Consider the following 22,366-nt stretch of genomic DNA (forward strand, 5'->3'; position numbering starts at 1 on the left):
TCGGCCGCCGGTCGCATGCTCACAGCGCCCTGACCTCGATCCTCGCCTCGGGTTCTCTCGCCAGGATGTTGCGCAGGGGCAGGCCGAAGATATCGGCTTCGATTTCGAACACGTCCCCGACCGCCGTCCGGATTCCGTCCGTGAAGGACATTGCGCCGGCTCCGAACATGTGGACGTGAATGTCGCCCGGCCGTCGGAACACGGCATATTTGAAGTGGTGGTGCTCCAGATTGGCGATCGAATGGGCCATGTTGTCCTCGCCCGAGCGAAACGGCTTCTCCCAGATCGTGCGGCCGCCGCGTGAGATGCGTGATCTGCCGCGGATGTCTGCCGGCAGAGCGCCGACAAGGATTTCAGGACCGAACGAGGCGTGCCGCAGTTTCGAATGCGCGAGCCACAGATAGTTCGCCTTTTCGATGACATGGTCGGAAAACTCGTTCGCGAGCGCGAAGCCGACACGGAACGGGGTGCCGTCGTCGCCGATGACGTAGATGCCCGCGATTTCGGGCTCCTCTCCCGCGTCCAGCGCGAAATGGGGTGACGGCAGCGGCCCGCCCGGCGCGACCGTCATATGGCCGTTGCCCTTGTAGAACCATTCGGGCTGAACGCCCACCGAACCGTCGGCAGGCTTGCCGCCGTGAAGCCCCATATGGAACATCCGCATGGAATCCGTCGGCGCGCCGTCCGCGCTCTCGCTGACCTGCCTGTGCATGGTGTCGCGGGCTTCCGCAGAGTCCGCGTGGGTCAGCCCGGTCCCGGTGAGGTGCAGATGGGTCGGATCGGGATGGATGATCGGCGAGGCGAGCCTTCCGTCGCGATAGGCTGCATCGAGATCCACGACGCGCCCGACGCCGATCCTGTCGATCAGCGCGGCGAGAGGAACGCCGCTGCGGGCCGCCTCCAGCGCCAGCGAGTAGACGGTACGCTGGCCATTGAGGATGCGGGCCTTGCCCGCTTCCCGTACCGCGACCAGAAGGGATTCACCCTCGATCACCTGTGAGATGAGCATATCTTCCTCGTCACCGGCCGCGCGTCTCCTGTCGACGTCGGGCCGCTCGAACTTCTCCTCCAGCCGCAGTTCGGGCGCACAGATGCACCAGCCCGCCCGTCGCCGGACGGAGCCAAACCGGTCGAATTTTTCGTCGGGCCGCTGAAATGCGCGGCGGTCGGGCCTGTCAGGCCTTCTTCTTGTTGTAGAGATCGAAAGCGACGGCGCCGAGCAGCACCAGGCCCTTGATGACCTGCTGCCAGTCGATGTTGATGCCCATGATGCCCATGCCGTTGTTCATCACGCCCATGATGAAGGCGCCGATGACGGCGCCCGCCACCTCGCCGACGCCGCCCATGGCCGACGCGCCGCCGACGAAGACGGCGGCAATGACGTCGAGTTCCATGCCGGCGCCCGCCTTGGGCGTCGCCTGGTTGAGGCGCGCGGCATAGATGAGGCCGGCAAGACCCGCCAGCGCGCCCATGATGGAGAAGACGTAGAAGGTCAGCCTTTCGGTGTTGATGCCTGAAAGCGCCGCCGCCTTGATATTGCCGCCCATGGCGTAGATGCGTCGCCCGAAAGTCATGCGCTTGGTGACGAAGACGAAGCCGGCGATCAGAAAACCCATCACGATCAGCACGTTCGGCAGGCCCTTGTAGGACGCGAACTTGTACATCAGGAACAGGATGATGCCGCCGAGCACGATGTTCTTGACGATGAAGAAGCCGAACGGCTCGGCCTCGTAGCCGTGGCTCTCGCGGTTGCGCCGGCTTTTCAGGGCAAAGAAGATCATCAGCGCGACGATGAGGACGCCGATGATCATCGTTGTCGCATGCAGCACGATGCCGGTGCCGGGCGTGGGTCCGCCGGAAGCGTTGAGCGTAGGCTCCACGATCGTCCAGGGTCCGAAGAAATCAGGGATGAAGCCTGCCGAGAGCATCTGGAATTCGGTCGGGAAGGGGCCGAGCGACCGGCCGCCGAGCAGCCAAAGGAGCAGGCCCTTGAACACCAGCATGCCCGCCAGCGTCACGATGAATGACGGGATCTTCATATAGGCGACGAAGTAGCCCTGCACACCGCCGATGACGGCGCCGAGCGCGATGCAGAGGACCGCCGCCACGAAGGGATTGAAGCCGTAATCGACCATCAGCACGGCCGCCGCCGCTCCGATGAAGCCCGCTACCGAGCCGACCGAAAGATCGATGTGCCCGGCCACGATCACCAGCAGCATGCCAAGCGCCATGACGATAATGTAGGAGTTCTGGAGCACGATGTTGGTGAGGTTCACCGGGCGGAAGAGCACGCCGTTCGTCGTGAACTGGAAGAACACCATGATCGCGATAAGCGCGATGATCAGGCCGTATTCCCGCAGGTTGGCCTTGATCGCATCGCGCGCCGACGCCTTGGCGGCGCTCGTCATGGGAGCGGCGGTATCGGTGCTCATGAAGCTGCCCTTTCCAGCTGTTCGTCGCGCCCCTCGCCCCGCACGATGGCCCGCATGATCTTTTCCTGGCTCGCCTCGGCCGCCTGCATCTCGCCGACGATGCGGCCCTCGTTCAGGACATAGATGCGGTCGCAGATGCCAAGCAGTTCGGGCATCTCGGACGAAATCAGCAGGATGCCCTTGCCGTCCTCGGCCAGCTTGTTGATGATCGTGTAGATTTCGTATTTTGCACCGACATCGATGCCGCGCGTCGGCTCATCCAGAATGAGCACGTCCGGATTCGAGAACAGCCATTTCGACAGCACGACCTTCTGCTGGTTGCCGCCGGACAGGTTGCCGGCGATCTGGTAGACCGAGGACGACCGGATATTGGTCTTGCGGCGATATTCGTTGGCGATCTTCAGCTCGGCCATGTCGTCGATCACGCCGAGCTTCGACGCGACGGCAGGCAGGTTGGCGATCGTCACATTGTGCTTGATGTGGTCGATAAGGTTGAGGCCGTAGACCTTGCGGTCCTCGGTCGCGTAGGCGAGCCCCGCCGCCACTGCCTTGTTGACGGTCGAGGTGTCGGCCTTTTTGCCGTGCAGGAAGATCTCGCCGGTGATGTTGACGCCATAGCTCCTGCCGAACACGCTCATCGCGAATTCCGTGCGGCCGGCTCCCATCAGCCCGGCGATGCCGACGACCTCGCCCTTCCGGACGCTGAGGTTGACGTTTTTGATGACTTGCCGCTCGGGGTGGATCGGGTGGTGGACCGACCAGTTCTTCACCTCGAAGATGGTCTCGCCGATCTTCGGCGTGCGGGGCGGATAGCGGTTTTCCAGCGTCCGGCCGACCATCGAGGTGACGATGCGGTCCTCCGTGATGTCCGCCTTGTCCATCGTCTCGATGGACTGCCCGTCGCGGATGACGGTGATCTGGTCGGCGATGCGGCGGATCTCATTGAGCTTGTGCGAGATCATGATCGAGGTCATGCCCTGCGCCTTGAATTCGAGCAGCAGGTCCAGAAGCGCCTGGCTGTCCTTCTCCGAGAGCGAGGCGGTCGGCTCGTCGAGGATGAGCAGCTTGACGTCCTTGGCCAGCGCCTTGGCGATCTCGACCAGCTGCTGCTTGCCGGTCCCGATATTGGTGACGAGCGTATCCGGGTCCTCGCGCAGCCCGACCTTGCGCAGCAGTTCGCCGGCGCGGCGGCGGACCTTGTTCCAGTCGATGATGCCGGCGGTTGCCTGCTCGTTGCCGAGGAACATGTTCTCGGCGATGGAAAGCATCGGCACCAGCGCCAGTTCCTGGTGAATGATGACTATGCCGAGCTTTTCGCTGTCATGGATGCCGGTGAAGCGGCACTCCTTGCCCTCGAAATGGATGTCGCCCGAATAGGTGCCGTAAGGGTAGACGCCGGAGAGAACCTTCATCAGCGTGGACTTGCCCGCGCCGTTCTCGCCGCAAATGGCGTGGATGTCGCCGCGCTTCACCCTGAGATTGACGTTCTCGAGCGCCTTCACGCCCGGAAACGTCTTGGTGATGCCGCGCATCTCAAGGATGATGTCCTCGGTCAAGACTGCGCCTCCCGCTCAGCCGGCCGCCCTATCGACGACGAAAACGGCGCCGGCGTTGCGTGGTGACCGCGCGCCCGCGGTCACCACCGTTCGTTCAGCCTCACCATCTCCCCGGGACCGGGAGGATGGCAAGTCCTGATTGCTTACTGAAGTTCTTCGGCCTTCACGTAGCCGGAGTCGACCACGATCGCCTGGTAATTGGACTTGTCGACAGAAACCGGGACGAGCAGGTTGGACGGAATGACCTTGACGCCGTTGTTGTAGGTCTTGGTGTCGTTGATCTCCGGCTCCTTGCCCGACAGCACGTCGTCGACGAGCTTCGCGGTCACCTTTGCCAGCTCGCGCGTGTCCTTGAACACCGTCGAATACTGCTCGCCGGCGATGATCGCCTTGATCGACGGCGTCTCGGCGTCCTGGCCGGAGATGATTGGCCAGGGCTGGTCGGCGGTGCCGTAACCGACGCCGCGCAGCGACGAGATGATGCCGCGCGACAGGCCGTCATACGGAGCCAGAACCGCGTCGACGCGGCTGCCGTCGGAGTAGTTGGCGGACAGGATGTTGTCCATGCGGGCCTGTGCGACCGCCGCGTCCCAGCGCAGCGTACCGACCTTCTCCATGCCGGTCTGGCCCGACTTCACGACCAGCACGCCCTTGTCGATCAGCGGCTGCAGCACACTCATCGCGCCGTCGTAGAAGAAGAAGGCGTTGTTGTCGTCAGGCGAGCCGCCGAACAGCTCGATGTTGAACGGACCCTGCTTCTCCGGGTAGCCGAGGCCCTTCAGCAGCGATTCCGCCTGGAGCACGCCGACCTTGAAGTTGTCGAAGGTGGTGTAATAGTCGACATTGGCGCTGTCGCGGATCAGGCGGTCATAGGCGATGACCTTGACGCCATTGTCCGCCGCCTGCTGGAGCACGGCCGAAAGCGTCGTGCCGTCGATCGAGGCGATGACCAGAGCCTTGGCGTCCTTGGTGACCATGTTCTCGATCTGCGCGAGCTGGTTCGGGATGTCGTCTTCCGCATATTGCAGGTCGACCGTGTAGCCCTGCGCTTCAAGCGCGCTCTTCAGCGAGTCGCCGTCCGAGATCCAGCGCAGCGACGATTTCGTCGGCATGGCAATGCCGATCAGGCCCTTGTCCTGCGCGAAGGCTGACACGGACATCGCGCCGAGGCCGACGGCGGCGGTAAGCGCGAGGATGGTTCTTCTGGTAAGGTTCACTGTGGTTTCTCCCTGTGGATGTCGAAATTGAAGACGAACCAGCGCGTCGCGGTCGTGCCGCCGCGGCTGATGTTCGTTTGCATGTGCAAGATTTCGCGATCGCGCCGATTGATCCTCCTGCTGGCGCGTACGCTTCTCCTCGCGGGGACAGGCGTCCCTCGCGTGGCCGCAAATTGGCTCTCCGACTGGCGGGGAGTCAAATGCAAAGATCAGTTTCCGCTATATCAGGATTGGTATATCAAATCGATTTGAACATCGAATAGAGTGATCGTATGAAGACCGCCCTGCAGGCCCGTCGACGCAGTGCCGACGACCCGTTCCTCAAGCCGAGCATGGCCCTGAAGATCGGGCACATGCGCATGATGGTGGCATTGGACCAGCAGGGCAGCATCAGCGCCGCTGCGGCGACCCTGAACATTTCCCAGCCTGCGGCTTCGCGCATGATCGCGGAGATGGAGGAAATCGTCGACGCGCCGTTGGTCGAGCGGTTGCCGCGCGGCGTCGCGCTGACCAGCTACGGCATGGCGCTGGCCCGCCGCGCGCGTTCCGTCCTGATCGAGTTGCGCGAGGCGGATCGCGAGATCGCCGACCTGCGCAGCGGCAGGGGCGGGGCCGTCCATCTTGGCGCGGTCACCGCGCCGGCTGTCGATCTTGCCGTTCCAGCCATCGAGGAGTTGCGGCAGCGTTATCCGAGGCTGGAGGTGAACGTCCAGGTGGATGCGAGCAACGTGCTGGCGCGCGAACTGCTGGCGTCCCGCCACGACTTCATCATTGCCCGCATTCCCGAGGAACTGAATCCCAATCTTTTCGAAAGCCGGGTCATCGGCATCGAGAAGGCCTGCCTCATCGTGCGTCGCGGGCACCCGCTATCGGGCAACGGCACGGTGGAACTTGGCGCGACGGCCGGCTTCGACTGGGTCCTCCAGCCGGCCGGAGCGCTGCTGCGGCGCACCTTGGAGCAGCTCTTCGTCAGGCGCGATGTCGACCTGCCCGAGCGGGTGCTCTACACGAGTTCGCTGCTGCTGACGCTGGTCATGGTGGCGCGTTCGGACGCCATCGCCGCAGTGTCGGTGGAAGTCGCCCGTTTCATCAACCGGGAACTCGCCGGCGGCATCGAGGTGCTGCCGCTCGATGTCGACATCGAGGTGCAGCCTTACAGCCTCATCACCGCCCGCAACCGTACGCTGACGCCCGCCGCACAGACGCTCTATGACGCCATTCTGGAACGGATACGCTGACGCCGGCCTACGCCAGCGTGTAGGCGGTCTTCACCGTCGTGTAAAACTCGGCGGCGTAGCGGCCTTGTTCGCGCGGGCCGTAGCTCGATCCCTTGCGTCCGCCGAACGGCACGTGGAAATCCACGCCCGCGGTCGGCAGATTGACCATCACCATGCCGGCCTCGGCGTTGCGCTTGTAATGAGTCGCGTGCTTGAGGCTCGTGGTGCAGATGCCCGACGACAGGCCGAACGGCGTGTCGTTCGCGACGTGCAGCGCTTCCTCGTAATTCTTCACGCGGATCACCGAGGCGACGGGGCCGAAGATTTCCTCGCGCGAGATGCGCATATCGTTCGAGGCGTCGGTGAACAGCGCCGGCTGGAGGTAGAAGCCGGGCGTCTCGCGGTTCAGCCGCTCGCCGCCAAAGGCCAGCGTCGCGCCTTCCTCGCGGCCGATGGCGATGTACTTCTCGTCCTGTTCCATCTGCCCCGCGTCGACCACGGGGCCGATATGCGTGCCGGCCTTCAGCGCGTTGTCGACCACGACGCCCTTCAGTTTTTCAGTGACGGCGCCGACGAATCTGTCGTGGATGCCCTCGGTTACGATCAGACGCGAGGACGCCGTGCAACGCTGGCCGGTCGAGAAGAAGGCGCCGTTGACGGCGCAATCCACCGCAATCGCCAGATCGGCGTCGTCCAGCACGACAAGCGGGTTCTTGCCGCCCATTTCGAGCTGGAACTTGCGATTGTGCTCGATCGAGGCCGCCGCGACGCGCTTGCCCGTGCCGACCGAGCCCGTGAAGGTGAGGGCCTGTATGTCGGGACTGTCGAGCAGCGCCTGTCCGACTACCGAACCCTTGCCCATGACGAGGTTCAGGACGCCGTCCGGCAGGCCGGCGCGCTTGAGTATGTCGACGATGGCCCAGGTGCAGCCAGGCACCAGATCGGCCGGCTTGACGACGACCGTGTTGCCGTAGCAGAGCGCCGGCGCGATCTTCCAGGCCGGAATGGCGATCGGGAAATTCCACGGCGTGATGATGCCGACCACGCCGACCGCTTCGCGCGTCACCTCGACGCCGACGCCGGGCCGCACGGACGGAATGGTCTCGCCAGCCAGCCGCAAGGCCTCGCCGGCGAAGAAGTCGAAGATCTGCGCAGCGCGCACGGTTTCGCCGACGCCTTCCGCCAGCGTCTTGCCTTCCTCGCGCGACAAGAGCTTGCCAAGCTCGTCCTTGCGCGCCAGGATTTCGTCGGACGCCTTGCGCAATACGGCGTGGCGCTCCAGCGGGCCTGAGCGCGACCATTTCGGAAAAGCGGCTTTCGCCGCCGCGATTGCCGTTTCCGCGTCCGCCTTGCTGGCGCGGGCATATTCGCCGACCACTTCGTTCGTATCCGACGGGTTGATGTTCGGCACCGCGTCGCCTCCCACCCATTCGCCATTGATGAGGTTGCGATGCAGTTCGGTCATGTCGGTCAACTCCGTATGCGCTGGTTGCCGGCCGCGGCCGGCTGAAAATTTCTGGCGCGGGATCTCATGCTGTCGACCCCGCCAAGGCGCGGCACCATATCCGAAACTCGGGAAAAGGGCAGCCTTGTCGTGATACGATCGAAGGCTTGACGGTATGTTCCGTGCAGCAAGGAGCCGTCTTGAAGCCGCAGCCCGGCGCACGTATCTCCATGCGGACGACGAGCGGAGACGCGACAGATGCAGGCACTGACCCGGTTTCTCGGCGACTCGCCGCTGAAAGTGCTGATAAAACTCGCCGTCGTGTCGTTTCTCGTCGGTCTGGTGATGAGCGCCTTCGGCTGGACGCCGTTCGACATCCTCTACGGCATACAGGCGTTCTTCGAGCGAATCTGGCGCATGGGCTTCGCCACCGTCGACCGCTTTCTCGGCTACATGCTTGTCGGCGCGGCGATCGTTGTCCCGGTGTTCCTCATCATTCGCCTGACGCGCCTGCGCAGCTGACGTCGTCAGTCGGAGTATCGCGCGGCGACCTCGAACAGGATCGCATGGCGCGCGGCGAGTTCCGCCATGTCGTGCGAGTATCCGCCGCCGATGACGCCGCAAAGCGGAATGCCGCGCGTGCGGAAATGCCCGATCACCATATCCTCGCGACGTCTGAGCCCGTCCGTCGTGAGCGAGAGCCGTCCGAGGCGGTCGTGCTCGTGGGGATCGACGCCCGCATTGTAGAAGACGAGGTCCCATGCACGCCCGGATGAAAGCGCCGGCAGGATTTGCGCGAGCCTCTCGAGATAGGCGTCGTCGCGCAGCCCGTCCGGCAGCGGCACGTCGAGGTTGGAGACGGCCTTGCGCACGGGATAGTTCTTTTCCGAATGCATCGAGAAAGTGAAGACACGCGGTTCGTCGGCGAGGATTTCCGCCGTCCCGTCGCCCTGATGCACGTCGAGGTCGACCACCAGTATATTGTCGATACGCCGTTCCGCCAGCAGAACGAGGCTAGCGACGGCGACGTCGTTGAAGGTGCAGAAGCCGGCGCCGTGCGCGCCGCGCGTGGTGGCTGCCGCCGGCCGTGTTGCAGGCGATGCCGTGCTCCAGCGCAAGGCGGGCGGCGAGCACGGTGCCCGCGCCGGCAAGCTGGGCGCGCCGCGAAACCCGCTCCACGATGGGAAAGCCGATCTCGCGCTCGATCTTCGGCGACACGCGGCAGGCAAGCACCTGTTCGACATAGGCCGCGTCATGCGCGAGCTTGAGCCAGTCGGGCGAGGGGAGGTACGGCCGGCTTACGGCCCGCATCAGGCCGCGCGCGGAGAGCGCGGCGACGAGCGCGCTGTATTTTCCCATCGGGAAACGGTGGGTGACAGGAAAACCCGCGTCATAATCGGGATGGGTGACGATCCGGAGAGGCACGCGTCGGGTTTAGAGCAATGTCCGCCGCCGGGAAATACCGGTCCGTTCAGGCGTCGAGCGGCTTGCCCGCCCATTCATCCAGCCGCGTGTCGCGCAGCGCGCGGATGTTTGCGCTGCCGGAGCTCTCGACGGCCCTGAGCAATCCGTGAACGATCCGGCGCGGCAGGCCGGGGCCGCCATAAATCAGGCCGGTGTAGAGTTGAACAAGGTCCGCGCCGGCACGGATCTTGTCGAGCGCGCGTTCCGCCGTATCGACGCCGCCGACGCCGATCAGCACCATGTCGGGACCGAGCAGCTTGCGCATTTTTGCCAGAACGATGGTTGAGCGCCGGAACAGCGGCCGTCCCGACAGGCCGCCCGTCTCGCGCGCGGTGGTGCTTTTGAGCCCGCTGCGCGACAGCGTGGTGTTGGAGACGATGACGCCGTCCATCCGCTTGTCGAGAACTTCGGCCGCGATGTCGGCAAGTTCCTCCTCCGCGAGGTCGGGAGCGATCTTCAGGAACACCGGCACCCTGCGGACTGCTTTTTCGCGCGCTTCCGTGACGCGTGTCAGAAGCTCGGCCAGCGCCTCGCGCGCCTGCATGTTGCGAAGGCCGGGCGTATTCGGCGACGAGATGTTGACGGTGAGATAGGATGCGAGAGGCGAGAACCGCTCCACGCCGCGCGCATAGTCGCCGACGCGGTCCTCGCTGTCCTTGTTTGCTCCGATGTTGACGCCGACGATGCCGCCGCGCCCGGCACGCGCCCTGAGCCGCCTTTCGGCCGCGTCATGCCCCTCATTGTTGAAGCCGAGGCGATTGATGACCGCTTCGTCCTCGATGAGCCGGAAGATTCGCGGCTTCGGATTGCCGGCCTGCGGGAGCGGCGTGATCGTGCCGACCTCCGCGAAACCGAAGCCAAGGCCGAGCAGGGCGTCCGGCACTTCGGCGTTCTTGTCGTAGCCCGCCGCCATGCCGAGCGGGTTCGGGAATGTCAGGCCGCAAACGGAAACGGCGAGACGGCTGTCCGCGCGTGCGGGCGAGCCGGTCGCGACGCCGCAGCGAAGCGCGGCGATCGACAGGCCGTGCGCCGTCTCGGGATCGAGGGAAAAGAGGGCGCGGCGGCCGACCGCATCGAACAGGCTCACCGTTCGAGGTCCGGGAAGAGGTGATTGCCATCCGTGCCCAGCGGCAGCGACCGGACCCATTTCACGGCGTTGAGCCCAAGCGCCGCGTAGAGATGGGGGAACAGGGCTCCGCCGCGCGACGGCTCGTATTTCAGCGCGGGGCCGAGCGCCGCCGCATCTATCGCGATCAGCAGCAGATTGTCTTGCCCGGCAAAGTGCTTCGCCGCCGTCTCACGCACCTGATCCGCCGTCGAGAAGTGGATGTAGCCGTCCTGAATGTCGATCGGCGCGCCCTCGAAACGCCCGGCCTTTTCGGCCTCGCGCCACAGCGGTTCCGGGCAGATCTTGTAGATGATGTCGCGCATGCCCCGCGCTATAGTCGCAAAGCCGGGACCACGAAAGGGCGGCATCGCATTTCCGGCACAAACGCGTGGCATGATGATGGCCCGTTCAAGGAGAAGTCCATGCGAACCCTGAGCTTCGCGCTTGTCGCCGCCGGCCTTCCTGTTCTTGCCTCCGTCGCCTCCGCCGGGGAGCAGCAGCGTTACGAGCTGCGCGAAACGGATAACGGCTACGTCCGCCTGGACACGAGCACCGGGGAAATGTCGATCTGCGAGCAGCGTGGAAGCCAGCTCGTCTGCCGCATGGCGGCCGATGAACGCATGGCGCTTCAGGACGAGATCGACCGGCTGAACGAATCGCTTCGCGCTCTCGATGAACGCGTCGCCGCGCTCGAAAAGGCGCCTCCGGTGGCTGTCCTCCCGAGTGAGGAGCAGTTCGACAGGACGCTTGGCTATATGCAGCGTTTCCGCGGCTTCATGGACATCATGAAGGAATATGACCGGGATCAGGAACCGTCGGCGACCCCGCAAAGAACCTGAAAATTCCTATTCTCGCCTTTTGGCTCGCTTTCATGGGATTTTACCTTGAAAAGCGCGGTCCGGCCCGCATAATCCGCTACAGACTCTACGCCGACAGCAGAACTGGCGAGAGCGGGAGGGCCATTTGCCGCAAGGCTACAAGTTCGTCATCGCGGATGACCACCCGCTGTTTCGCGGAGCGCTCAAGCAGGCCATCGGCGGCATGGCCGATGACGGAGTCGTTCTGGAAGCCGGCGATTTCGAAGCGGCGAAGAAGATCGTCGCCGAGAACGAAGATCTGGATCTCGTGCTTCTCGACCTTTCCATGCCGGGCGCCAGCGGCCTGTCGGGATTGATTTCGCTGCGTGGCGTCCATGCCGAGGTGCCTATGGTGGTGGTGTCGGCGCATGACGATCCGGAGACGATACGCCGCGCGCTGGAACTGGGCGCGTCCGGCTTCATCTCGAAATCGGCGAGCATGGAGGATATCCGCAAGGCCGTTCAGACCGTGCTCGACGGCGGCATATCGGCGCCCGGCGGCATCGACCTCGGCGTCGAGCAGGACCCCGAGATTTCCGACCTGATCCGCCGCCTGCAATCGTTGACGCCGCAGCAGACCCGCGTGCTCGGCATGCTCGCCGAGGGCCTGCTGAACAAGCAGATCGCCTATGAGCTCAATGTCTCCGAAGCCACGATCAAGGCCCATGTCTCCGCCGTGTTGCAGAAGCTCGGCGTCGACAGCCGCACGCAGGCGGTCATCCAGCTGAGCAAGATCGGCTCAGACGCGGTGCAGTCGCCGGGGTAGCATATCCTGACCCTGACTATTCGGCGGCAGGCGCCATGCGGCGCACCCGCATCATGATCGTCCGCAGGATCGCCGGCTTGAGCGGCTTGTTGATCACCGGCACGTCGATCGCCTCGGCCGAGTCGCGCACTTCCTGAGAGCGGTCGGCGGTGATGAGAACCGCCGGCAGCGCCCTTCCGTAGATCTCGCGCAGCCGTGCAATGGCTTCGAGGCCCGTTTCGCCATCCAGATGATAGTCGGCGAGCACCATATCCGGCATCTCGGGCCGCTGCCTGCGGTTCACGAAGGCGGCAAGCCCGGAAAACGTGTCGACCCGGCAGCCCCATCCCTCAAGCAGCAAGCGCATGCCGTCGAGAATGCGCGGGTCGTTGTCGATGGCTATGACCTGCAATCCGCTGAGCGCGATCTGCGGCGCCTGCTGCGGCCTGATTCGCCGCACGACGCGCGGCTCCTCGGCGCTTGAAACGGGCAGGAGCACGGAGGCGGTCGTCCCCTTGCCCTTTTCGGACCGCATCCTGATCTCGACGCGCAGCACGCGCGCGATGCGGTCGACGATGGAGAGCCCCAGGCCCAGACCCTCGGCCTCCCGAATGCCGTCGTCCAGCCGCCGGAATTCCTGGAAGACGGAGTTGAGCTTGTCCGCCTCGATGCCGATGCCGGAATCGAGCACCTGGATTTCGGCGAGATCGCCACGTCGCCTGACGCCAACGATGATCTTGCCGGCGCGCGTATATTTGATCGCGTTGGAAACGAGGTTCTGGACAAGCCGCCGCAAAAGGTTGCGGTCTGTTTCCACCACCAGCGAGGAGGGCACGATGCGCAGCTCCAGGGACTTGGCCGCGGCCAGCGGCATGAAGTCCGTGCCGATCTGGCGGAGCATCTCCTCCAGACGGAAGACGCTTTCCTGCGGCTTCATCGCCCCGGCGTCGAGGCGCGAGATGTCGAGCACCGCACCGAGGATCGTTTCCACCGACTCCAGCGAGGATTCGATGCTGCCGACGGCATCGCGGATCGGTCCCTTCGGAGCCTTCTCCATGAGAGACGAGGTGTAGAGGCGGGCGGCGTTCAGAGGCTGAAGAATGTCGTGGCCAGCCGCCGCGAGGAAGCGCGTCTTGCCGAGATTGGCTTCCTCCGCCAGCATCTGCGCCTGCGCCAGTTCCTCGTTCACCCTGGTCAGTTCGGCCGTGCGGCTCTGCACCCTGAGTTCCAGCGATTCGTTCGCCTGCTTGAGCGCCTTGTCCGCGGCGACGCGCGCCGAAATATCGGTATAGGTCGCGACGAGGCCGCCGTCGGGCATCGGGTTCGACCGCAGTTCGATGGTCCGGCCGCTGGTCTTGAGTTCCAGTTGCCACGGGCTGCCGAATGTCGTGAGGCGGTTAAGCGTGCTCACGATCTGGTCGCTGGAAATATCGCCGCGCCGGGCGAGGAAGCGCAACACATGGTCGAGCGAGACGCCGACCTGTCCCATCTCGTCGGGCAGGTCGAAGAGCATGCGGTACTGCCGGTTCCAGCAGGTCAGGCGGAAATCCTTGTCGAAGACGGTGATACCCTGCGCCATCTGGTCGAGCGCGATCTGCAGGAGGTCGCGGTTGTATTGCAGCGCTTCGGTGGCGTCGTCGAGCAGGCGGAAGGCGTCCTTGGCGTTCGGGTCGTTGCGCTGGAACAGCAGCGACAGGATGAGCCGCGCCGAGGACGAGCCGACCGCGCTCGCCAGAAGCTGCTCGGAAAAGCGGATGACGCCGATATTTGCCTGATCGCCGCCGTTCAGCTTGCCGCCCAGCGTCGAGGCGAAGGTCTGGAAGGAGCGTTCGGTGCGCTCGACGCCGAGATAGCGGGAAATCGTGTCCTTGAGCTCGTTCACCGTCACCGCCGTGCGGAAACGGCGCAGCATCGGCAGCGGGCTAGTGTCACGCGGCACGAAGATCGCGGCCTGGATGCGTTCCAGCGGCATCGCCGTGCGGGAGAGCGAGCCCAGCACGAAGAACAGCGTGTTGATCGACAGGCTCCACAGCACGCCGTGGTTCAACGGCTCCGCGACGGTCCCGAACAGCGATTGCGGCTTCAGCGTGTCGATGCCGAACGGCCCGTTCACGATGATCGACAGGTCCGGCGAGGCCAGGGAAGGAAAAAGCAGCGTATAGCCCCAGACGGCGAAGCCCGCCGTCATGCCGATGATCGCGCCGCGCGCGTTTGCGCCGCGCCAGATCAGTCCGCCGAAGAAGGCGGGCGCGAATTGCGCGATTGCGGCGAAGGACATGAGGCCGATCGACGCCAGCCGGGCGTTGTTGGTGCTCTCGCGGTAGTAGAGGAAGGCGGCGAACAGGATGACGAAGATCGCCGCGCGGCGCACGTTGAGGATCAGCCGCGTCCAGTCTTCGGTTTCCCCCGGCTCGGACTTCAGCAGACGCCGGACGAAGAGCGGGATCACCAGATCGTTGGAGATCATGATCGAGAGCGCGACGCTTTCCACGATCACCATCGCGGTCGCGGCGGAGAGCCCGCCGATGAAGGCGACCATCGCCATCGTGTCGTTGCCGGCGAGCAGCGGCACCGAGAGCACGTAGAGATCGCTGCTCGTCCTGTCGCCGATCAGAGTCAGGCCGGCGAAGGCGATGGGCAGCACGAAGAAGTTGATCGCGACGAGGTAGAGCGGGAACACCCAGCTTGCGTGCCTCAACTCGCTGACGTTCCGGTTCTCGACGAAGGTGACGTAGAACTGGCGCGGCAGCATGATGATGGCGAAACCGCTGATCACCGTCATGACCAGCCATGTGCCGAGCGAGGTGCGGTGGGAGAGCGCCGCCTCGATATGCCGGTTGCCGCTGAAGGACTTGAACAGGTCGCTCGGTCCGCCGAAAAGGATGAAGAAGACGCAAAGGCCGATTGCGAGGAAGGCCGCGAGCTTGATAATCGACTCGACCGCGACCGCCAGCACCAGCCCGTCCTGATGTTCGGTGGCGTCGGCATGGCGCGTGCCGAACAGGATGGCGAACAGCGCCAGCATGCCGGCGACGACGAGCGAGATGTCGCTGACGAACGGGTCGAAGGTGAAGGGCGCGCCAGTGTGATGCTCGACGATCAGGCTCATCGAGCCGGAGATCGCCTTGAGCTGCAGCGCGATGTAGGGCACCGCGCCCACCGTCGCGATCAGCGTGGCGATGGAAGCGACGCCGAAGCTCTTGCCGTAGCGCGCGCCGAGGAAGTCCGCGATCGAGGTGATCTTTTCCGCCTTGGCGAGCCTGATGATGCGGCTGAGCAGCGGGAAGCCGAAGGTGAACACCAGAACGGGCCCGATATAGATCGCGAGGAATTCGAGCCCGCGCTCGGCCGCCAGTCCGACAGAGCCGAAGAACGTCCAGGACGTGCAATAGATGCCGAGGCTGAGCGCGTAGATGTTCGGGCGGGTGAGGCCGCTGGCGCGGCCCGCCGCGCGGCGGTCGCCATGACTGGCGATGCCGAACAGCAGCGTGACATAGGCGACCGCCACGATGGCGACGAACCAGGCCTGCAAGCCCGCTCTCCTTCTTTTCCGGGATCGAGGCAATCACAGCTTTCGTCCGCTGTCGATATGACTCGGGACAAACCAAATTGGGACTTCAAGCCACGTTGACTTTTGATAATGTGCTGATCGACCGGCAACCCGAATGGCAGTGCGGTCGGGGACAGCAGAGGAGAATGCCTGTGATCAAGGAATTCCAGGAGTTTATTGCCAAGGGCAACGTCATGGACCTCGCGGTCGGCGTCATCATCGGCGGCGCGTTCGGTCTGATCGTCAATTCGCTGGTCGGCGACATCATCATGCCCATCGTGGGCGCCATCTTCGGAGGCTTCGACTTCTCCAACTACTTCCTGCCGCTTTCCTCCTCGGTCACGGCGACCTCGCTGGAGGAAGCCCGGAAGCAGGGAGCGGTGTTCGCCTACGGCAACTTCCTGACCGTCGTCATCAACTTCCTGATCCTCGCCTGGATCATCTTCCTGATGGTCAAGGCGGTGAACGGACTGCGCAGGAAGCTGGAAAGCGAGAAGCCTGCACCGCCCGCCGCTCCGCCGGCTCCGGAAGTGGGGCTGCTCACCGAAATTCGCGATCTGCTCGCCCGCAAGTAGCATCTGCGGCCGATTTCCCCGGATTGCGCCAATCCGGGGAAATTGCTTGGCGTGCGAAACGCACGCCTCGCATTCGTGCGGCGAAACGGCTATGCGCCAAGGCGTTTCGCAACCGGATGCGCCATGTCCTTCCTTTCCCACGTCCAGCCCGCCGCGGCAAAAGCGCCGGCCAGCGGCATCATCTCCGTCGTCAACTACGGCCGCGACAGGCCCGGCCTGATCCCGCTATGGGCGGGGGAGGGCGACATGCCGACGCCCGACTTCATTTCCGACGCGGCGGCCAAGGGCCTGCGGGACGGCGAGACCTTCTACACCTGGCAGCGCGGCATCCCCGATCTGCGCGAGGCGCTGGCGCGCTACTATCAGCGGCATTTCGGCAAGGTGTTTCCGGCGGACGAGTTCGTCGTCACCGGCTCCGGCATGCATGCCATCCAGCTCGCGATCCAGCTCGTCGCGGGCAGCGGCGACGATCTCGTCTACCTGTCGCCGGCCTGGCCGAATTTCGCTGGCGCGGCGATCGTGGCCGGCGCCAATCCGATCCCTGTTCCGCTATCGCTCGGCGGCAATGGCTGGACGATGGATGTCGAGCGGCTTGAGGCGGCGATCACGCCGAAGACCCGCGCCATCTTTCTGAACAGCCCCTGCAATCCGAGCGGCTGGACGGCGGATCACGCGACGCTGAAGTCGGTGCTCGACCTCGCGCGACGGAAGGGGCTCTGGATCATCGCCGACGAGATCTATTCGCTGTTCTACTATGACGGCGCGCGCGCTCCCTCCTTCCTCGACATCATGGAGCCGGAGGACCGCATCCTCTTCGTGAACACCTTTTCCAAGAACTGGGCGATGACCGGCTGGCGCGTCGGCTGGCTGCGCGTGCATCCCTCGCTCAATGCCACGCTGGAAAACCTCATCCAGTATTCGACCTCAGGCGTTGCGCAGTTCATGCAGCGCGGGGCAATCGCGGCGCTCGACTTCGGTGACGCGTTCATCGCCGAGCAGGTGACGCGCGCTCGCGTAGCGCGCGATCTGGTCTGTGGCATCATCGGCAGCACGGGGAAGGCGCGTTTCGCCGTGCCGCAAGGCGCGTTCTACCTGTTCTTCGCGGTCGACGGATTGGATGATTCCATGGCCGCCGCCAGGGAGATCATCGACAAGGCCAATGTCGGCCTCGCGCCCGGCACGGCCTTCGGCGCCGGCGGCGAGGGTTTCCTGCGGCTGTGCTTCCACCGCCGGCTGGATCAGGTCGAGGAAGCCGCTCACCGCGTGGCGAACTGGCTGAACGGGAGCTAGGCGGGCACCCCTCGTCGCCGGCACGCCTGCTTTCCTTCGTCATCCTCGGGCTTGACCCGAGGATCCATGCCTGAACGCCAATGAAGGCGCGGCGGCGCAGGAACAAGCGCCCGTTGCCCGCCGTCTCATCCTTCCGCAGCGTTCAGGCTTGGATCCTATGGTCGCGCTCCACTTCGTTGCGCTTGCCATAGGATGACGAAGGAAGCGATATGCCAGGATAACGGCGAGTAAGTACCGCTGCGCGTGCCAGAGGACGACGCGGAGAAACGGAAACCGTGCGTCTGCGGCCGCTTGTCACCCGCCGGATTTGGGCACCAGCAGCGGCACGATGCGGTCGCTCTTGACGACGGCCGGCTGGCCGGCGGCGCCATAGGGGATGCCCAGCGAGTCCCACGTCTCGATCAGCGCGTCGCGCAGGCCGTCGATGAGCGCGTCCGAGTGGAAGGGCGTCGGCGTGATGCGCAGGCGCTCCGTGCCGCGCGGCACCGTCGGATAGTTGATCGGCTGGATGTAGATGCCGTGCTTGCCGAGCAGTCGGTCGCTCGCCATCTTGCACAGCTCCGGATCGCCGACCAGCAGCGGCACGATGTGCGTGACCGACGGCATGACCGGGAAGCCTGCGGCCGACAGCACGTCCTTGGTGCGCGCCGCCTGGTGCTGCTGCGCTTCGCGCTCGGACTGCGATACCTTCAGATGGCGGATCGATGCCGTCGCCGCGGCCGCGATGGAAGGCGGCAGGGCGGTGGTGAAGATGAAGCCCGGCGCATAGGAGCGCACGGCGTCGATGACGGTGCGCGTGCCGGTGATGTAGCCGCCGAGCGTGCCGAACGCCTTGGCCAGCGTGCCCTCGATCACGTCGATGCGATGGGCCAGGCCCTCGCGCTCGGTGATGCCGCCGCCGCGCGCGCCATACATGCCCACCGCATGGACCTCGTCGATATAGGTCATGGCGTTGTACTTGTCGGCGAGATCGGCGATCGCCTCGATCGGCGCGATGTCGCCGTCCATCGAATAGACGCTCTCGAACACGATCAGCTTGGCGCGCTCGCGGCCCGCCTGCTTCAGCAGGCTTTCGAGATGCGCGACGTCGTTGTGGCGGAAAATCTTCTTCTCCGCGCCGGAGCGCCGCACGCCCTCGATCATCGAGGCATGGTTGAGTTCGTCGGACAGGATCAGGCAGTTCGGCAGCAGCCGGCCGATCGTGGAGATCGCGGCCTCGTTCGACACGAAGCCGGAGGTGAAGACAAGCGCTGACTCCTTGTCATGCAGGTCGGCGAGCTCGGCCTCGAGCTCCACCAGCGGATGGTTGGTGCCGGAAATGTTGCGCGTGCCGCCCGCGCCGGAGCCCATGCGGCCCGCCGCGTTCTGCATCGCCGCGATGACGTCCGGGTGCTGACCCATGCCGAGATAGTCGTTGGAGCACCAGATGGTGATCTCCTTGGCCTCTCCGTTGCCGCGCCAGATGGCGCGCGGGAAAGCGCCGACGATGCGCTCGAGGTCTGCAAAGACGCGATACCGTCGCTCGGCATGGACCTGATCGACGGCTTCCTCGAAGAAACGCTGATAGTTCATGTTGCCTGCTCTTTGGGTGGGCGGATCATAGTGGCGCGCTGGCGACGCGTCCATTCTCCGCTTTCGGTCAAAATGCCACGCCCTTTGCACCACAACGCGCGGCCGGCATCCTTGATTTCGATCAAGGCCGGCGACGACCGATTTCCGCCGCCGGGCCGGCATCCGCGAGGTATGGCCGCGACACCACGGAATGTTAGCGGTTTCGCGCTAGAACACGGCCGGTCAATGGAGACAGCGAATGGCGGTCCTCGTCACGGGCGGCGCCGGCTATATCGGCAGCCATATGGTGTGGGAACTTCTCGACGCCGGCGAGGAGGTGGTCGTGCTCGACCGCCTGTCGACCGGCTTCGACTGGGCGGTGGCGCCGGAGGCAAAACTCTATCGCGGTGACGTCGGCGACGCCGAGCTTGTTTCAGGCATTCTCCGCGACCACGCCGTCGACGCCATCATCCATTTCGCCGGTTCGGTCGTGGTGCCTGATTCGGTCTCCGATCCGCTGGGCTATTACGAGAACAACACCGGCCGCACCCGCACCCTGCTGGAGACGGCGGTGCGGGCAGGGGTGCCGCATTTCATCTTCTCGTCAACCGCGGCCGTCTATGGCTCGGTCGGCATGGAGCCGGTGCGCGAGGATGCCCGGCTTGCGCCCGAATCGCCCTATGGCCGCTCCAAGCTGATGAGCGAATGGATGCTGGCCGATGCCGCGCGAGCCCATCAACTCCGCTACACGGCGCTGCGCTATTTCAACGTGGCCGGCGCCGATCCGCGCGGCCGCACCGGACAATCGACGGCCGGCGCGACGCATCTCATCAAGGTTGCCTGCGAGACGGCGACCGGCAAGCGCGCCTCGATGGAGGTGTTCGGAACGGACTATCCGACACCGGACGGCACCTGCGTGCGCGACTACATCCATGTCAGCGATCTCGTGGCGGCGCATCGGCTGGCGCTGGCGCGGCTGCGGGCGGGCGGGAATTCGCTGGTCGCCAATTGCGGCTACAGCCACGGCTATTCGGTGCTGGAGGTGATCGATGCCGTGCGCCGGGTCAGCGGCTGCGATCTTACGGTGAACACCGGACCGCGCCGGATCGGGGACGCGGCCTCGGTCATCGCGGATTCGGCGCTGGCGCGGCGCGAACTCGCCTGGGTGCCCCGCCATGACGATCTGGAACGGATCGTCTCCGACGCGCTTTCCTGGGAGGCCATGCTGACGCGCAAGAACTCGCCGTCGCGCTGAGTCCTCGCAAACGTTTGGTTGCGCTACCATCTACCAAACGGACCGGTCGCCATGCTAAGAGGGACGACCGGAAGCGACCGCCGGAAACGGCATATTCTTGAATCACGAACAGGGGCGAACGCGGATCGCACGGTGCGGACGCACGCCCGCCGAGGCAACGATCCATGGACACAGCCCCCCATCATTCCGCGCGCAGCCTGCGGCTGAGCCCGCAGGACAACATCGTCGTGGCGGGCGAGAAGATCGAGAAGGGCGCCGAGAGCGCCGGCGTCACGGCCCTGCAGCGCATCCCCTTCGGCCACAAGATGGCGACGGTGGACATCGCAAGGGACGAGCCGATCGTGAAATTCGGCCAGATCATCGGCTTCGCCAAGCAGCCCATCGCGAAGGGCGACTGGGTGCACGAGCACAATGTCTACATGCATGATTTCGAGCGCGACTATCGGTTCGCCGAGGCCGCGCGGCCCGAAAACATTCTGCCCGTTTCCGAGCAGGCGACGTTCGAGGGCTATCGCCGCGCCAACGGCAAGGCCGGCACGCGCAACTATATCGGCGTGCTGACCAGTGTGAACTGCTCGACCACGGTCGCCGGCTTCATCGCGAAGGAGATCGAGCGCTCCGGCATCCTCGACGACTATCCGAACATCGACGGCATCGTCGCGCTGAAGCAGGCGAATGGCTGCGTGATCGACTATCGCGGCGTTATCTTCGACACGCTGAAGAAGACGACATGGGGCTACGCGACCAATCCGAACATGGGTGGCGTCATCATGGTCGGGCTGGGCTGCGAGGGCTTCCAGATCCCGCGCTTCAAGGAAGCCTATGGCGTGCAGGAGAGCGAAACCTTCCGCACCATGACCATCCAGGAGACGGGCGGCACGAGGAAGACGGTCGACGCGGGCGTCGAGGCGGTGAAGGCGATGCTGCCCACGGTGAACAATGTCCGGCGCGAGACCCTGCCGGCCTCCGAACTCATCCTCGCGCTGCAATGCGGCGGCTCCGACGGCTATTCCGGCATCACCGCCAATCCCGCGCTGGGCGTCGCGGCCGACATTCTCGTGCGGAATGGCGGCACCGCGATTCTGTCGGAAACGCCGGAGATCTACGGCGCGGAGCATCTGCTCACCCGCCGCGCCCGCAGCAAGGAGGTCGGCGAGAAACTCGTCGACATCATCCACTGGTGGGAGGACTACACCAGGCGCAACAATATGGAGATGAACAACAATCCGTCTCCCGGCAACAAGCTCGGCGGCCTCACCACGATACTGGAGAAATCGCTCGGCGCGGCGGCCAAGGGCGGCTCGACAACGCTCAACGCCGTCTATCACTATGCCGATCCGGTGACGGAAAAGGGCTTCGTCTTCATGGACACGCCGGGCTACGACCCGGTGGCGGCGACGGGGCAGGTGGCCGGCGGCGCCAACATCCTCGCCTTCACCACCGGCCGCGGCTCGGCCTATGGCTGCAAGCCGACGCCGTCGATCAAGCTTGCGACCAACACGCCCATGTACGAGCGCATGAAGGACGACATGGACATCAACTGCGGCGACGTGCTCGACGGCGTGACGCTGCAGGAAAAGGGCGAGGAGATATTCAGGGAGATTCTCGAAGTCGCCTCCGGCAAGAAGACGAAATCCGAACTGCTGGGCTATGGCGACAACGAGTTCGTGCCCTGGCAGATCGGCGCGACGATGTAGGCCCGCGCTGGCCAACTTCCAAAAAGAAAGCCCGCGCCGTCGATGACGGGCGCGGGCTTTTCCTTGCAGATCGCTCAGTAGCGTTCGCAGGGCGCGGTGTAGACGCGACCGTAACGGTCGCGGTAGCGGCACTGCTGCTGACGGTTCGGGTCGGTCGCAGCCGCCACGCCCGTGCCGATGACCGCGCCCGCGGCCGCGCCGATCAGCGTGCTTTCCGTATTACCGCCAATGGCCTGCCCGAGGAGCGCGCCGCCGGCGGCGCCTGCCAGCGCACCGGTTCCCGCGCGCTGCTCAGACGGCGTGGCCGAGCAGCCGGCGAGCATGGCTGCAAATCCGACGACGATGACGATGTGGCGTCTCATTCTCTGATCCTCTCTCTACTCCGGCCGTCCGGCCCCTGCGTTCCGG

At 64.8% G+C, this 22,366-nt stretch carries 18 protein-coding genes and 1 pseudogene; 8 read left to right on the plus strand and 11 right to left on the minus strand.

The features are described 5' to 3' along the window. Window positions 1–19: 19 nt before the first annotated feature. The 4 genes from M9955_13930 to M9955_13945 form a co-directional block, all read right to left on the minus strand. Window positions 20–1,009 (minus strand): GguC protein, encoded by a 990-nt coding sequence (locus M9955_13930; protein MCO5082741.1) that lies wholly within the window; start codon window positions 1,007–1,009, stop codon window positions 20–22. A gap of 166 nt (window positions 1,010–1,175) precedes the next feature. Continuing rightward, window positions 1,176–2,432, minus strand: a complete 1,257-nt coding sequence (locus M9955_13935) for a sugar ABC transporter permease (protein ID MCO5082742.1) — start codon at window positions 2,430–2,432, stop codon at window positions 1,176–1,178. Then, window positions 2,429–3,964 carry an ATP-binding cassette domain-containing protein gene (locus M9955_13940; protein ID MCO5082743.1) on the minus strand — a complete coding sequence of 512 codons (1,536 nt, stop codon included), beginning with the start codon at window positions 3,962–3,964 and terminating at the stop codon, window positions 2,429–2,431. The genes M9955_13935 and M9955_13940 overlap by 4 nt, the downstream gene beginning before the upstream one ends. Window positions 3,965–4,131: 167 nt before the next feature. Next, on the minus strand, window positions 4,132–5,148 hold the full coding sequence (locus M9955_13945; GenBank protein MCO5082744.1) for a sugar-binding protein: 1,017 nt from the start codon (window positions 5,146–5,148) through the stop codon (window positions 4,132–4,134). 329 nt (window positions 5,149–5,477) lie between these two features. On the opposite strand from M9955_13945, the gene M9955_13950 reads away from it, so the two are divergent. Next, window positions 5,478–6,443 (plus strand): LysR substrate-binding domain-containing protein, encoded by a 966-nt coding sequence (locus M9955_13950; protein ID MCO5082745.1) that lies wholly within the window; start codon window positions 5,478–5,480, stop codon window positions 6,441–6,443. A 7-nt stretch (window positions 6,444–6,450) separates the two neighbouring features. Here the strand turns inward: M9955_13950 and M9955_13955 are convergent, their stop codons facing one another. After that, window positions 6,451–7,887 (minus strand): aldehyde dehydrogenase family protein, encoded by a 1,437-nt coding sequence (locus M9955_13955; protein ID MCO5082746.1) that lies wholly within the window; start codon window positions 7,885–7,887, stop codon window positions 6,451–6,453. A gap of 237 nt (window positions 7,888–8,124) precedes the next feature. Here M9955_13955 and M9955_13960 point away from each other — a divergent pair, with 237 nt between their 5' ends. Further along, the gene (locus M9955_13960) at window positions 8,125–8,388 is read left to right on the plus strand and encodes a DUF6460 domain-containing protein (GenBank protein ID MCO5082747.1); all 264 of its coding nucleotides are present in this window, start codon (window positions 8,125–8,127) and stop codon (window positions 8,386–8,388) included. 5 nt (window positions 8,389–8,393) lie between these two features. On the opposite strand, the pseudogene M9955_13965 reads toward M9955_13960, so the two are convergent. The 3 genes and pseudogenes from M9955_13965 to M9955_13975 form a co-directional block, all read right to left on the minus strand. Beyond that, a pseudogene (locus M9955_13965) lies at window positions 8,394–9,291 on the minus strand (histone deacetylase). Between the two features lie 46 nt (window positions 9,292–9,337). Next, entirely contained in the window at window positions 9,338–10,417 is a 1,080-nt protein-coding gene (locus M9955_13970; GenBank protein ID MCO5082748.1) for a quinone-dependent dihydroorotate dehydrogenase, read from the minus strand. Continuing rightward, entirely contained in the window at window positions 10,414–10,761 is a 348-nt protein-coding gene (locus M9955_13975; GenBank protein MCO5082749.1) for a DUF952 domain-containing protein, read from the minus strand. The genes M9955_13970 and M9955_13975 overlap by 4 nt, the downstream gene beginning before the upstream one ends. Window positions 10,762–10,860: 99 nt before the next feature. Between M9955_13975 and M9955_13980 the strand changes: the two genes are divergently transcribed. Next, window positions 10,861–11,277, plus strand: a complete 417-nt coding sequence (locus M9955_13980) for a hypothetical protein (protein ID MCO5082750.1) — start codon at window positions 10,861–10,863, stop codon at window positions 11,275–11,277. 124 nt (window positions 11,278–11,401) lie between these two features. Continuing rightward, the gene (locus M9955_13985) at window positions 11,402–12,061 is read left to right on the plus strand and encodes a response regulator transcription factor (GenBank protein MCO5082751.1); all 660 of its coding nucleotides are present in this window, start codon (window positions 11,402–11,404) and stop codon (window positions 12,059–12,061) included. A 16-nt stretch (window positions 12,062–12,077) separates the two neighbouring features. Here the strand turns inward: M9955_13985 and M9955_13990 are convergent, their stop codons facing one another. After that, complete coding sequence (locus M9955_13990) at window positions 12,078–15,572, minus strand: hybrid sensor histidine kinase/response regulator (protein MCO5082752.1); 3,495 nt, start codon at window positions 15,570–15,572, stop codon at window positions 12,078–12,080. A 170-nt stretch (window positions 15,573–15,742) separates the two neighbouring features. Here M9955_13990 and mscL point away from each other — a divergent pair, with 170 nt between their 5' ends. Both mscL and M9955_14000 read left to right on the plus strand, forming a co-directional pair. Then, window positions 15,743–16,165 (plus strand): large conductance mechanosensitive channel protein MscL, encoded by a 423-nt coding sequence (gene mscL / locus M9955_13995; protein MCO5082753.1) that lies wholly within the window; start codon window positions 15,743–15,745, stop codon window positions 16,163–16,165. A 123-nt stretch (window positions 16,166–16,288) separates the two neighbouring features. Further along, window positions 16,289–17,455: a pyridoxal phosphate-dependent aminotransferase gene (locus M9955_14000; protein ID MCO5082754.1), complete on the plus strand. Its 1,167-nt coding sequence runs from the start codon at window positions 16,289–16,291 to the stop codon at window positions 17,453–17,455. A 294-nt stretch (window positions 17,456–17,749) separates the two neighbouring features. On the opposite strand, the gene hemA is transcribed toward M9955_14000, so the two are convergent. After that, on the minus strand, window positions 17,750–19,027 hold the full coding sequence (hemA, locus tag M9955_14005) for a 5-aminolevulinate synthase (protein MCO5082755.1): 1,278 nt from the start codon (window positions 19,025–19,027) through the stop codon (window positions 17,750–17,752). A gap of 238 nt (window positions 19,028–19,265) precedes the next feature. Here hemA and galE point away from each other — a divergent pair, with 238 nt between their 5' ends. Further along, window positions 19,266–20,261, plus strand: coding sequence for a UDP-glucose 4-epimerase GalE (gene galE, locus M9955_14010; protein ID MCO5082756.1), 996 nt, complete (start codon window positions 19,266–19,268; stop codon window positions 20,259–20,261). Window positions 20,262–20,425: 164 nt separating this feature from the next. Beyond that, window positions 20,426–21,958, plus strand: a complete 1,533-nt coding sequence (locus M9955_14015) for an altronate dehydratase family protein (GenBank protein MCO5082757.1) — start codon at window positions 20,426–20,428, stop codon at window positions 21,956–21,958. Between the two features lie 74 nt (window positions 21,959–22,032). Here M9955_14015 and M9955_14020 read toward each other — a convergent pair whose 3' ends face one another. Further along, entirely contained in the window at window positions 22,033–22,320 is a 288-nt protein-coding gene (locus M9955_14020) for a glycine zipper 2TM domain-containing protein (GenBank protein MCO5082758.1), read from the minus strand. Window positions 22,321–22,366 lie beyond the last annotated feature (46 nt).

This window comes from Rhizobiaceae bacterium (assembly GCA_023953845.1).
In the GTDB taxonomy this organism is placed as follows: domain Bacteria; phylum Pseudomonadota; class Alphaproteobacteria; order Rhizobiales; family Rhizobiaceae; genus Arvimicrobium.